The following is a 13060-nucleotide window of genomic DNA, read 5'->3' on the forward strand; positions in this document are numbered from 1 at the left end:
TAAAAAACGGGAGCACTCAGCTCCCGTTTTTAATGGCTACCGTAAACGCTTCTACACTCTTTCTTCTAGCGCAATGTTGTTGTTTGCCCACAGTAAGGCCTGCAAACGGTTCTTGGCATTTATCTTCTTAAAAATATTGTGCAGATGTGTCTTAACCGTATTTTCGCTAACAAAAAGTTCATCTGCAATCTGAAGATTGGATGCACCATGGCCCAGTAAGCGCATGATCTCTTTTTCACGTTTAGTCAGATTAGCGTATGCCTGTGATGTGGTGACGCTGTTAGCACAGCGGAAGTGTTCAATATAGTCTTGCGCAACTTTCCTTGATAACCACATCTCATCTTGCATGATCTTTTCCATGCCTTTAAGCAATAACGAGATGTCATCATCGACATAAAACACACCGACCAAGTTACGCCATTTAAAAAGTTGAGTGGATGGGACATCCTTCGGGCAATTAATGACTATCTCTTTAGAATTCTTGTAACTTTTCGATCGAACTTGATTATAGAAATCGAACTTTTCATCATCCAAATAATGGTAGTCGAACAGAATATAGTCGCCGAGAACGGAAGTCTCACCTTCGCATGCTTCAAGTTCTTCAACCGGAACAATTGACACGTTTAACTGAATGCCCTGCTCCAAAGAGTCTTTAAACAATCTAGACTGCATGCTTACATCTGAAAGAAGTGTTATCTCGTGGGTACATTTATTTGCCATCTGCGAACTCTCCGGCTCAACTTATTATGTAATTTAAAACTATCGTTTAGTTAAAATTAGTCAACATAGCAAATCATTGTTCGCTGGCTAATTACACCATTAAGAAGATATCTTTCAATTATTTACGCACAATTCTCACTTTTGAGAACGATTTTATTTAGCTAACATCAGACTAAATCAGTGAGCTGAGGTCAGTTTTCTTCGACAGTATATTACAATCATCATCAATAAAGCGGCATAGTGCAGCGAGCCCCCACTGCTGCCACCCGAAGTCGCTGCGACAGAGCTGCCATTCACATTACTATTCAACACCCTATTCCCGTTAACGGTTGTAACATAGTACTTTGGTGTGACTTGCCCATTAATGACGTTGTTGATCCAACCGATGTAATCATAGACATCGGTAAACACAGAAGTGACATTCAGGGATGGGTCTCCACAAGTGCTGGGCCCAAAACTAGTAATACCTATTTGTATGTATTGAACACCATTAAACCAATAGACTGGTCCGCCTGAATCACCATTACACGTGGAGTTTTGATAACTGCCAATTTGAGGCCCGCCAAAACAGATTTGTTTATCGGTTACTTTACTGTACTGCGTTTGACAGCTAGCAAGCGATATATAGTCTAGCGACGTTTCCAAAAGCTGGGTTCCATTTCCTCCCCCTTCTATCAGACCATGTCCAATCGCTTTGTAGTCTGCTGAGCTGGGAAAGTTGTTATTGAGAGTGGTATTTAGAAGAGAGGTGTAATCAGATACGGACAGTGGAGATTCAAGTTTTATAATCGCAATATCATTGGGCCACAGCTCAGAGCCTGAATCAATGTAGTCATCCGGATAATAAAACTCTTCTGCTTTTGCTTGTTGAGTAGATAAAAAATTCGTTTCATCTTCTAACTGGGGGACGACAACCGTATATAGCATGGTACTTTCATTACCATAAATACAGTGAGCCGCGGTCAACGCGTATTGGCTGTTAATCATAGTCGCGCCGCAATAACTCGAGGTACTGTAAGTATTTCCGTTGCGGTAAAAAAGGCTGGCAAAAGATGGGTAATTGACGATATTCGCGTTGCTGCCGTTCACGATATAAGGCGATACGTCGACCGCCAGCAATCGGGAGCTAACCAGTATTAGGCTAAGGAACCAAATTGGATTTTTCATTTTCCCGTCTCCCTTTCGCATCCGTCAACATTAAGTTTAGCTTACGAAAGGGCAAACGGTTTAGATTCTAACTTGTTAATTTCCTTCTAAATAAGGCGGCGCTTATCAATAGAATAGACAGATAGCCGAGTGAACCGCCGCCACCGCCTCCAGAAGAGTTCGTTGAATTTAAATAACTAGTTCGATCTGAGTCACTAATAGTCCGAACAGGCGTTTCCGAGCCGCTAAGCACAGAGACTATCCATGCTTCGTGATCTAAAACCTCAGTAAACACTGAGTTAGGTTCAACTGCAGGATTTCCACACCCACTTGCAGGACCAAAGCTTGTAATACCGGCTTGCTTGTAGGTACTGCCATCCAACCAGTATAGCGGGCCTCCCGAGTCTCCTTGACAAGTAGCATTATCGAGACCATTGCTACTTGGTGTTGGCCACCCCATGCAAAGGTTAGCACTGGTATCAACACCTGTGTAAACATTACAAGATGAGTTGGCTACATATTGGAGTTGAGTGAATAGCAGATTATCATTATTGTCCGCTCCAGGTTCTGTATTCCCGTGCCCGACCGCGTGAAAGGTCTCAGAGGTACTTCTATATGTAGTATCATCACCAGTACTAACTCTAACTACGTAGTCTGCTGAACTTGATGTTTGCATAGGGGTTGCAAGCTTCAAAATCGCAATATCATCGGTTAAAGTCGAATCGTTATAGGTACTTTTATAGTAAATCTCATTTACCATCACACGTTCAATGACGCTATATGGAAAATCTGACTCGTTTTGAAGCTTTGGTACGGCGGAGGTAAACAACTGCTTTTCTTCGTCACCATAAATACAATGCGCAGCAGTTAAAAACATACTGATCATTTAGTAACGTCCCGCCACAGTAACTTCCGACATAATACTTGTTGTCATAATCAATACGATCTTTAAACAAGCTTATTATCGAGGGGTATGTCGTTACGTTAGCGTAACTACCGTTCACTATATAGGGCGAAATCTCGGCACTTTGAGCATAACCACTGGCAAACAATGCAAACGGTAAAAGTATGGATAGCTTTCTCATACAAAATTTTCCATGCGAATTATTATCATTAATATCAGGTCTGATAGTACATATCAGAAATTACTTACGTCGAGAGATTTCATGCGTTCGGGCTATCTTTTGACCCAAAGTGTTAACTTGGTTAAGACTCATATCTACTATAGAAACTGATATGTCGAGCTACTTTCGACAAAATGAGGATAAAAAAATGCCAGTCAGAGAATCTGCCTGGCATTTTATGTACTAGCTTAAGATGCTATTAGTTCAATTCGAACTGAATCGCGTCGACTAACCAACCCGCGGTCCAAGCATTGATTGCTTTGATTTGCTTACCTTGAGGGATATCGAAAGTTTCGACTTTGATTGGCGAAGCGTAGCCTTTAGACCCCAACATGACTGAAGAACCATTCTTGAACTTAAACTTCAACGCAACGATATGGTTACCACCCCAGTAGTAGTGGCCCGAGCTGACTTCGATGCTCTCTACTTGGCTCAAATCAACAGGGCTACGTAGCGCGCCTCCGTTACCGCCAATTAGCGCATTAAGCTCTGTACCTACTGCATCAATCGCTAAGCCAGAACGTACGTAAAGCAAGTTGCTCGCTGTCACTTCCGCTTTTTGAACATCACCATTCGGGTAACCAAAGATAGGAGAAAACTCCGTTTTACCTGCACGTAGCGTGCTCGAACGGTAAGTGTTGTGACTTAGCCAGCTCGGCTGATACGTTTCAGGAATTTGTCCCGCCTGTGTAATATTCGTTAGGTTGAACGAGTGTTGGTTCCAGATGCGCGTCGCGTTAGTCCATGGTTTGTCATCCTGAGCAGACTGATACACATACACGCCCTTGTTGATGCTGTACTTACTGTCGTAGTTGTTTGCGACCACGATCATTTCAGCATTGTTATCACCCTCTAGATCAACAACGATTGGGTATTCCCACAAAGTTCCGGTTGAGTTGTCGATAACAGCTAACTCTTTACCAGTCTGACCGTCAAGGATTCGTACTTTGAAATGATCCTGTACAAGCACTTCGTCGATACCATCAGCATCAAAGTCGTACGCAGAAACACCAATCTTACCGCTACCAATATCGTCGTTTTCAACAGACCAAACTAACTCGCCTTTAGCATTGTACATATCAACGGCTTTATAACCTGCGTAAACAATACCGATGCTGTCTGTGCCTGCTGTCGTTGCCGTTTCAAACTGTACGCCTTCAACCAGCCAACCTTGCGACCAAACGTTAACGCCCGTAACGCTCTCACCTTCAGGAAGAACAAAGCGCTTGGTTTGCAGATGGTAGCCATAGTTTTTAGATCCCACCATGACTGATGAACCATTCTTCAGAGAGAACTCCATTGCCAGGAGATGGCGACCACCCCAGAAGTACTTCCCGTATGTGACGTCAATTGCCGTAACATTTGAAAGATCGATAGGATCACGAAGTGCTCCGCCATTACCACCAATCGTGTTATGGGCATCCGTACCAATCGCATCGATTGCAGCACCAGAACGGACATAGAGCAGGTTTTCATTACCGACTTGTGCCGACTCCACATTGCCTTTCTCGTAACCAAAAACTTCTGATTGCTGAGTCACTGACTCGCTGTACGCAGCTAGGAAACTTGAAACAGCTTGAACGCCACCACCTGGGTTGTTCTCGTTAGTGATTTCCCATTTAGTTGAACCATCATGCTCCAACACTGCAAGAGAGCTGTTCTGTGCCGACGAGTAACTTGCCGGAACAGAGACGACCAACTCAGGGTTCTTATCTGAATCTAGGTTAACCAATGAAGAGAACCAGACTTTATCAGCTGCGCTGTACTGCCAATCAACAGCTCCAGAGCTTTGGAATAAAGTACCATCAGCAAACACTTCCTGACGGTTGTCACCGTCAAAGTCACCACTGATTGATGCTGGAGACCAAGTATGGCTAAACACTAGCTGACCAGATTGATAATCGTAGACGCCATCCGCAGACAGAATTTCAATATCACCATCGCCATCCAAGTCTGCTAATGCGATGTCACCGACTGTTCTCCAGCCAGACTCAATAGTCGCAATCTGCTTCTTCACATTACCGTGATTATCTAGCACCTTGATGAAGTCACTGCCTGTGCTGGTCGTGACAATTTCCACCACACCGTCATGATCAAGATCGGCAACAGCAGGGCTGTAGCGAGCATCTGCAATAACACCGCCGTTGTCGTAGCTCCATAGCTCGGAACCATCCACACCACTTAGTGCTCGAACAAGACCAGCGCTTGAATAATTGCGGCCTTCAAACGTTACAACAATCACATCTGCGACGTCTTGGTTATCGATTCGACCATCACCGTTGTCATCATTAAGCTGAGCGGTAACTGGCGTTACCATTACCTGATCAGACTCAGGTTTAAAGCTGCTACCCTGCCAAGACCATTTCAGCTCAGTCTCGATTTTCTTATCTGGCTCAGTGTAAGCCAAAACTCGCATAGAGCGTGGGTTTGAGAAATCAAGGATTTCACCGTTGTACGCTTTAACTGACTCTAGCTGAGCATTAGACTTGTAACCACCAAATACCGCTAGGCGATTGTAAGATAGGTTGTCCCAATCACTTAGCATCACCCCAAGCCCCTCTGGAGCACGGACTTCAACTTCATGACCTTTAATGTACTCAGGTAACGAGTAACCTGAACGTTGTCCTTCTTTTAGACAGTAACGTTCATCATTCTCTAGGCTGACAATACATGCTTCTGGGTATTGCTCCGACGCCAATACACGCATCGAACGAGGCTTAGAAAAGTCTAAGTAACGACCGTTATACGCTTTGACATTTTTAAGTTGTTCGTTTGACGTATAAGAGTCAAAAACGGCTAGTCTGTTGTATGACAAGTTATCCCAGTCACTCAACATAACAGAAACACCACTCGGAGCGAGAACATCGACCGGGTGCGCATAGATCCAATTTGGAAGTGAATAACCTGAGCGCTCTCCCGCTTTAAGGCAATACTTCTCCCCTGACTGCTGACTGATAATACATCCCATAGGTTCGGATGCATGGGCAGGCAAGCTGATGTTGGCTAATGCAAGTGAGCCAAATACCACTGCTAATAATTTACGTTCCATTAAGAACACCCTTTGCTGATTTGTTGCCAAATTAATGTATTGCTCAAGACTGGCGTAATTCTTCTGTTACGTTGCTTAATCCAGAAATAAGCGGTTAGGATTGATTCGCGCAAATTATCTGTATGGAATTTGGTCTGTTCAACAATTAGGCGAGAATATCACGCCTCAATAATGAGACATCTTAGAAACGAGACATTTAAATTGGGATACCGCTTCATTTAACAGACAAAAGATAAAAACTTTTATCTCAATATCCAGCGGCGTATAGAATGGCAGCCATAATTCGAGAAAACGTACCGATGCCCAAGCTAGGTCAGTTTATTATGAAAATACCGTTGTTCGTCATTATCGCTCTTTTTGCTCTGCCCACGTTATCTCAGGACAAGGTGTACCGACTGGATCAGTTTGGTGCCATTGGTAACGATTCCCAAGACGATAGCCAAGCCATTCAAACCGCCCTCTCTTCTCTAAACCCTGGGGACATTCTCGTCATCCCTGAAGGCACATATGATGTGTGTCAAACGCTGTACTTAACCACCACCAAGCAAATCTCCCTAATTGGTAGCCAAGGAGTGGTATTGCGTAAGTGCGCTGATTTTATTGGTGAATACCTACTTTATATAAAAGAAACTCAGAACATATACATAAGTGGTCTTCACTTTGTCGGTCTAAATAATGGTGACATAAAACAGGTTTGGGGCGAGCAAGGCGTTTATCTCGCCAGTACGTCGGGCTCCCATCTATCGAACAATACGTTTGAGAATTTTGGTGACGCGGCATTAAGAGTCACAACCGGACCGAATCAAGGGGAGTCTCTTTCGCAAGATGCGACATTGTTCGCCAACACATTTCGCAACTGCAGCCAAGTCACCACCACGCAGGCGACTCAGGGCTCTAGTGCGCCCGGTACACAAAACATCGCTTTCGAATACAATCTATTTCAGGGATGTACTTTAAAGCTTTCAAGCCGACGCCAAGTTCAGGGTGCTATTGTTCTTCACAATACTTTCAAAGATATTAGTAGCGCGGCATTAGAAGTTAGCTATTACACGGATGTCTCGGTGAAAGACAATAAATTCGACAATATCACCGGTTACGTCATGAATGTGTACCCCAATACACGTGCTGAACAGCCAGTACACTGGGGTAATGTTGAGTTTCATAATAACGATGTATCCGATAGTACGATGGGGATCAGGCTACAAAGTTTTTCCGCGAACGAGTCACCGACAAAGTCAGTGGAAAATATTTCCGTCTCACATAATCGTTTCTCCAACATTACCTGTGAAGGAACAAATGAGCAGAAATATAAAAAGATCATTCGAACTTATAGTCAGAAAAGTGGCTACTCATTTGAAAACGTAAATATTGTTGGTAACGAGTACGACGGGGAGTCAGGATGCGATTTTCTTTCTATTGATACGTCATCCGAAAAAATAAAAATAGAAGAAAATACCAAAACGCTAAAGGTCGATGGAAATTAGCTCTAACGTTTTGATACTTCACGTGACAAGTGGAAGCGTACTTTAACCAAATCATTTTTCGTGAGTTTAATTAGAGGCACCCGCTATGAAAATACATGAATATAAAAATATTGAGAATATTACATGGGGAAGTGCTTAAACTAATGTAGGTATTTAGAAGGGGTGGATGAAGAAAGTAGCAGGAAGATACCTGCTACAGAATATGAAAACGAAAGATTTAGTCAGTAACGGCACGTTCACCTTTATAAACTTTAATGGCGCCTTCAACACGTTTGCCACTATCTACATCATATAGTTGCGGTACGATCGTATATTCGCCATCCGGGTAGCTAGCGTCCAGAGTGAAGCCACGAATAATACTAAGTTCCTCCAGAGCTGGTACCGATTTAAGAACACGAGCGTGAACAGGAATTGCCAAGCCGTCTGGACCAACAGCAGTTACCCAGAACTCAATGTTGGCAGATTGCTCTCTGGTATTATGAGCTTGCAGGTCGAGAATCAGATAACCACCTTCACTAGGGAAAATCGTGTCGTTAACAGCAAATGCTTCTAGTATCAGGCCATCGATAGCCGCTGGCTGTTCAATACTTACGCCCTTAGCAAACGTCTCTGATTTAGAGAAAGTTTTACCCGTTTCAACGTTAACACCTTCGACAGCTACTTGATATAAACCATCATCCATATACTCACGTACCCAAATACCACGTTCGATATGTAGTGCAGACCCTTCTTCAATATTTTCACTGTCAAATTCAGAACTATTAACACCAACAACTGACTTAGCAGGAAATACAATACCTTTAGGGCCTTTTACAGATACCCAATATTTAAGGCTGGCATCTCCATCACCAATATTTGTTAAATCAATGCTTGCAGACAAATACCCACCTTCTGTCGGTACCTGATTTTTAGAAAGTTGAATTTGTGCATCAAGAAGAAATTCTTCGTTCGTAATTTGATTCTCAACAGCAAATACAGACAAAGAAGTGCTCAGCGCTATACTACCCGAAAGTAGAGCGATAATTAGTTTTTTCATTTTCACACCAAAATGTTAATAAATAGATTTGATTAGTACGGCAGAACAAAGCGTAACAACTGAGTGTTTTACATTCAAACAAAAAACCAATAACACCTTGAGTATTAATTAAACTTATTAATCAAAGAAAATGTTTTCAGTTGTTACATTGCTTTAGTGACAAAAATCACATTAAGGGTTGTATAGACAGGATTGATTATTTGCCAAGTCGTTCTTTCAGTAATAAAAGAGCAAACTTTGAGTTAGTCACCAAATAGCGCTTCCACATTCTTCTTGGTTCCTGAATAACTCGATATAACCACTCTAATCCAGCATTTTGCATCCAAACCGGAGCGCGGTTAACCTTACCCGCAACCACATCAAATGTACCGCCTACCCCCATAACAAAGTCCACGCCCAACTCATCCCGCCATTTATTAATGAAGTTTTCTTTTTTTGGCGATGTAATAGCTACAAATAGTAATTTTGCGCCTGACTCCTTGATTTTGTTTACTAAAGCTTCTTCATCATCCCAAAAATAGCCATGGTGATATCCAGCTATATTGAGACTGGGGTGATTGGCTTTCATGACTCGCGCCGTTTTCTCTACAACTTCTTGTTTTGCTCCTAGGAAAAATACAGGAAACGCCTCAGCCTCAGCCATAGCATTGAGGTGATGAAACAAATCGACACCCGCGACTCGCTCAGGGATCTGATGACCAACAAACCTTGCCCCCCACACGACACCCATACCATCAATATTGATGATGTCACATTCAGTCACAGATTTTGCTAGCTCGTGATCCTTTTTCATGTTTACCAGTTTGGCAACATTCACAACCACGTGTTGAGTAAACTCTCCGGATTCAATACGATCTTTTATTGATTCTACGGTTTGAGCCATGGTCATTGTGTCCATTGGGCTTCCCAAGAATGTCACTCGACTCATGACTTTTCTCCTTTCTGATTCTTTAAATAAATACTCATGGACAGGTACATCCAAGCTTGAGTCCAACGCACATAGTTAATCGCGTTAGTTGTGCGTGCGGTCTTTTGATAAACGAATTGCTTTTTATCTGAAAGATAAAGCTCTTTGACAGACCAATTGAGTATTTTGTCTGCCATGTCTAAATCGTCTTGCTCTCCACCGACCTTAATTAAGGTGATCACAGCTTGAGCTACTGAATGCGGATCAAGAGGGTAGCGGTTATTGTTGTAGTACTTCGCCGTACCATCTTCTTCAAAAAGATGTGCTTTGTAGTAAACCAACCCATGATCAATCGACTCGTCAAACTCGTCGGTTTGCAGCGAATGTTTGAGTTCGTATAACGCTTCAAGGTTATAACCTGTATGAAAACCATCAATGAACTGGTGGTGGCTGCGTGCGCCATATACCCAACTGCCATCAGGTGACTGCTCATTGATACTTTGCCAAGCCACAGTTCTAGCAAGTTCTTGATATTTCGCGTTGTCTGTCTCAGAACCAACAAATCCAACCCAGGCAGCGGCCCATAAACTTGCGTTATGGACGAATGCTTTTTCCCCTGGGATATAAGCAAAAAATTGTCGTTGCTGATCTTCTGTGTATAAATGCTCAACAATAAACTCTGCACTGGAACATGCTGCATCAACATAGCGTTGGTTGTTGGTCAGCTTTCCAAGGTCGAACAAAGCTCTGCTTACGTAGATGGTTGATATGACGTTGGGTTTACCCTTGGGTACAAAAAATGCCCGGGCTTTCCAATCAAAATGATATCCCCAGCAAGAAGCACCCCAAGTTTTCGAGCAGCACTGATGCTCCAACAACCAGTCTGCCAATTTCTGGGCTTCTTCAAGTAAGTGAGTTTCATGAGTGGTCTGGTATTGCTCTAACATCCCTGAAATAAACAAAGCAACGCCTTTAGGATTGCGCTTCTTTGGTACTCCAAGAAGGTGACGCATATTAATGTTCGAGCGTTTGAAAATCTGAATCCATGCGAGGCCGAATAGCGAATTACGCAAACGCGGGAAAACATCGAAAACGCGAGCATTTAGTCCATCAAACGGATCAAAACCGGCAAAATCGTTGTGAGTGGCATCGTCTAAAAGTGAGCGACGAATATCAGTAATCATGTGCGACTCCTTTGGAGAAGCACGACATCATAAATACGTTGCACTTGAGGAATAATCGCTTGCACAGAAAAGTGTTCATCAAATTTTTGTTTTGCGTTTTGGGTATAGTTTTGATTCATATCTTGATTAATCAATAGTTCAATAAGCGCATCAGCCAAGGCCTCTGAGTCCCCAGCTTCTACGAGAGTGCCCTCCTTGCCATGAGATATTGCATCAGGAATACCACCAGCGTAAGTGGACACCACGGCAATACCAGCCGACATCGCTTCCAATACACCCATTGGAAACCCTTCGTTATAGCTAGGTAGGCAATAGATTTGAGTCTGTCTCAGCACGTCGAGCTTGCGTTGACCAGAAACCCAACCCAAAAACTCCACATGGGAATCAAGCCCTAAATCCCTTGCCATCGCACGGTACTTTTCAACTTCACCATCACCTCCAATCATGAGCTTAGCGTCAGGGCAGTGTCGTTTGACTCTAACCATGGCCTCGAGCAGGTCATGAACGCCCTTACGCTCACCCACTCTTCCTAGAAAGCTGATGGTTGAAGAAGATGTAGACGATGCTTCAAGCTCAAGTGATGGCACAGCATTATAGACCAACTGGAAGTGCTCTGAACGATTAAAAGTCGCTCTCGCCCAATCGATCCACTGAGAGGAAAGCACAATAACCACATCCGACATTTCGAATGTGTCACGGATGTGCTTCTTTCTATTCTCATCACACTCGTTCGCATAGAAATCGCGAAACTCAGCTCCATGCAAATGCAGTATCACGTTGCCACCCAGTGCTTTAATCAACCTCACAAGCACTGATTTCCGCAAATAGCTTCCTCTTGAGGCAACATGAATATGTGCTAACCCGACACGATAAAACGCAAAGTAGAACAAGACCTTAACTAACGCGCTGATATAAAGCAGTAATGCTCCAACGCGCCCAAGTCGATTGTTGGTAGAGTGAGTTGCAATCAGCCTTACCGCATTGTCAGCAAGGAACCCGGACTGTTGGTAAACGCCCAATACAGTTGCAATTCCGCCCTGCCCTTTGATATCAGTTGCAATGGTCAGATTGATGGTCTTTTTCAAAATGTGCTCTCCACGCTGCATACGGCCTGACGCACCTTGCCATTTTTCGTTCTCGGTAATGCATCTACTCTGTGAACATCGACTGTAATGCTTTGTCCTACACGCTCGTTAGTGTTGGCGATGAGTTGCTGTTCCTGCTGCTTCGTAAACTTGGCTTCGTCAACGACAACTAATACTTTGATTGATTCTGCTTTTTCTTGAACAAACTGGCAGCTTATTAAGCCTTCTATACCTTTTGGTATGTGGTTAAGAATATGGATTTTCTGACCATCTTCACCGAGCAGAAAATCACCAACGCGTCCTTCGATTTTCTCAATAACAGGGTATGTTCTTCCACATGGGCAACGTTGTTCATTTGCCAAAACAACGTGATCCCCAGTGCGGTAGCGTACGAGGGGATAAAGTGCATTGTTGTAGTTCGTGCCAACAATCTCGTGCTTGCCATCACCACTATCTAGAAATTCAACATGCGAATAATCAGAAATAAGGTGATAATTGCCATGTTCACAACTACCAATCGCTGCGACACGCTCAAACAGCCCATACCAATCAAACACCTTGCATTGAAAACGTTTCTCAATTACTTCTCGATCTTCTTGTGAGAGAGATTCAGAGGAGGTCACGATCGATTTCAATTTGCCTCGGTAATACAAGTCCTTGCTTTCTAGGAACTTGGCTAGCGTAGCGATTGAGGATGGGTACGCTTGAATAATATCGACACCGTAGTCTTCCATTGCTGTCAGATAACCCGGAATCGCATCCGCTGTCAGATGAAACGACGACATTAGAATCATGTTTTCAAAAACTGAATAGCGCCAATAAGGGCCAACTTTCTGAGATAGTGGCACGACTACATCACCGCGAATCCACGCTCGCTTGTCGCCTTTTTGGTAGCCAGCCCACTCTAAATGACGAGAGACAAACGCCTGCTCCCTAAGCACCGAATTGAGGTCTTGTGGGATCGATAGAGGCGTACCTGTTGTGCCACTAGTACTGCCCTTCACTGTCACTTTAGGGTTGAGCTGTGTGTTGAGAAAAGCGTCCGGTGAGGCTTTGACATCTTGTTTGTCAATAAACGCAAACTGGTCTAGCTGTTGATGTGTTCCGTAAGCAGCAGTGCTTTTTGCGCGCAACAATGCCGCTTCAAGTTGCGAATCACAAAAGATCTTGAGTGCATCATGAGAGTATTCGTTTTCTCTAAGCTGACTCTTCAAACCTGCGACACGTTTTTCACTACGAATGGCTGCACGCACTAAGTCTCGTAAAGACACCATTACGTTCTGAATAAATATTGGCGATTTCTTATATATCGACGAGGTGTACAC

At 43.4% G+C, this 13060-nt stretch carries 9 protein-coding genes and 1 pseudogene; 1 reads left to right on the forward strand and 9 read right to left on the reverse strand.

What is annotated here, in order from left to right:
* Positions 1-51: 51 nt before the first annotated feature.
* From IX95_RS08000 to IX95_RS08015, 4 genes and pseudogenes are all read right to left on the reverse strand, one after another.
* Positions 52-720, reverse strand: coding sequence for a LuxR C-terminal-related transcriptional regulator (locus IX95_RS08000; protein WP_031342955.1), 669 nt, complete (start codon positions 718-720; stop codon positions 52-54).
* A gap of 177 nt (positions 721-897) precedes the next feature.
* Positions 898-1887: a S1 family peptidase gene (locus tag IX95_RS08005; protein WP_019276003.1), complete on the reverse strand. Its 990-nt coding sequence runs from the start codon at positions 1885-1887 to the stop codon at positions 898-900.
* A gap of 67 nt (positions 1888-1954) precedes the next feature.
* Positions 1955-2951: pseudogene (locus tag IX95_RS08010) on the reverse strand (S1 family peptidase).
* A 238-nt stretch (positions 2952-3189) separates the two neighbouring features.
* Positions 3190-6039 (reverse strand): beta-prism lectin domain-containing protein, encoded by a 2850-nt coding sequence (locus IX95_RS08015; protein ID WP_038158477.1) that lies wholly within the window; start codon positions 6037-6039, stop codon positions 3190-3192.
* Positions 6040-6308: 269 nt separating this feature from the next.
* Between IX95_RS08015 and IX95_RS08020 the strand changes: the two genes are divergently transcribed.
* Positions 6309-7523, forward strand: coding sequence for a glycosyl hydrolase family 28-related protein (locus IX95_RS08020; RefSeq protein ID WP_038158478.1), 1215 nt, complete (start codon positions 6309-6311; stop codon positions 7521-7523).
* Positions 7524-7740: 217 nt separating this feature from the next.
* Here IX95_RS08020 and IX95_RS08025 read toward each other — a convergent pair whose 3' ends face one another.
* From IX95_RS08025 to IX95_RS08045, 5 genes are all read right to left on the reverse strand, one after another.
* Complete coding sequence (locus tag IX95_RS08025) at positions 7741-8559, reverse strand: RbmA family biofilm matrix protein (RefSeq protein ID WP_038158480.1); 819 nt, start codon at positions 8557-8559, stop codon at positions 7741-7743.
* A 196-nt stretch (positions 8560-8755) separates the two neighbouring features.
* A complete protein-coding gene (locus IX95_RS08030; protein ID WP_038158482.1) occupies positions 8756-9487 on the reverse strand; it encodes a WecB/TagA/CpsF family glycosyltransferase in 732 nt (243 codons plus the stop codon).
* The gene (locus IX95_RS08035) at positions 9484-10650 is read right to left on the reverse strand and encodes a hypothetical protein (protein WP_038158484.1); all 1167 of its coding nucleotides are present in this window, start codon (positions 10648-10650) and stop codon (positions 9484-9486) included. The genes IX95_RS08030 and IX95_RS08035 overlap by 4 nt, the downstream gene beginning before the upstream one ends.
* Complete coding sequence (locus IX95_RS08040) at positions 10647-11756, reverse strand: glycosyltransferase family 4 protein (RefSeq protein WP_038158487.1); 1110 nt, start codon at positions 11754-11756, stop codon at positions 10647-10649. Before IX95_RS08040 ends, IX95_RS08035 begins: the two co-directional genes overlap by 4 nt.
* The gene (locus IX95_RS08045) at positions 11732-13060 is read right to left on the reverse strand and encodes a phenylacetate--CoA ligase family protein (RefSeq protein WP_038158489.1); all 1329 of its coding nucleotides are present in this window, start codon (positions 13058-13060) and stop codon (positions 11732-11734) included. The genes IX95_RS08040 and IX95_RS08045 overlap by 25 nt, the downstream gene beginning before the upstream one ends.

The organism is Vibrio sp. B183, assembly GCF_000740665.1.
Classification (GTDB): Bacteria; Pseudomonadota; Gammaproteobacteria; order Enterobacterales; family Vibrionaceae; genus Vibrio; species Vibrio coralliilyticus.

Bases quoted from the DNA above. Each gene is read 5' to 3' on its own strand.
- IX95_RS08000 (WP_031342955.1), bottom strand. From the start codon at position 720: ATGGCAAATAAATGTACCCACGAGATAACACTTCTTTCAGATGTAAGC.
- IX95_RS08005 (WP_019276003.1), bottom strand. From the start codon at position 1,887: ATGAAAAATCCAATTTGGTTCCTTAGCCTAATACTGGTTAGCTCCCGA.
- IX95_RS08015 (WP_038158477.1), bottom strand. From the start codon at position 6,039: ATGGAACGTAAATTATTAGCAGTGGTATTTGGCTCACTTGCATTAGCC.
- IX95_RS08020 (WP_038158478.1), top strand. From the start codon at position 6,309: ATGGCAGCCATAATTCGAGAAAACGTACCGATGCCCAAGCTAGGTCAG.
- IX95_RS08025 (WP_038158480.1), bottom strand. From the start codon at position 8,559: ATGAAAAAACTAATTATCGCTCTACTTTCGGGTAGTATAGCGCTGAGC.
- IX95_RS08030 (WP_038158482.1), bottom strand. From the start codon at position 9,487: ATGAGTCGAGTGACATTCTTGGGAAGCCCAATGGACACAATGACCATG.
- IX95_RS08035 (WP_038158484.1), bottom strand. From the start codon at position 10,650: ATGATTACTGATATTCGTCGCTCACTTTTAGACGATGCCACTCACAAC.
- IX95_RS08040 (WP_038158487.1), bottom strand. From the start codon at position 11,756: ATGCAGCGTGGAGAGCACATTTTGAAAAAGACCATCAATCTGACCATT.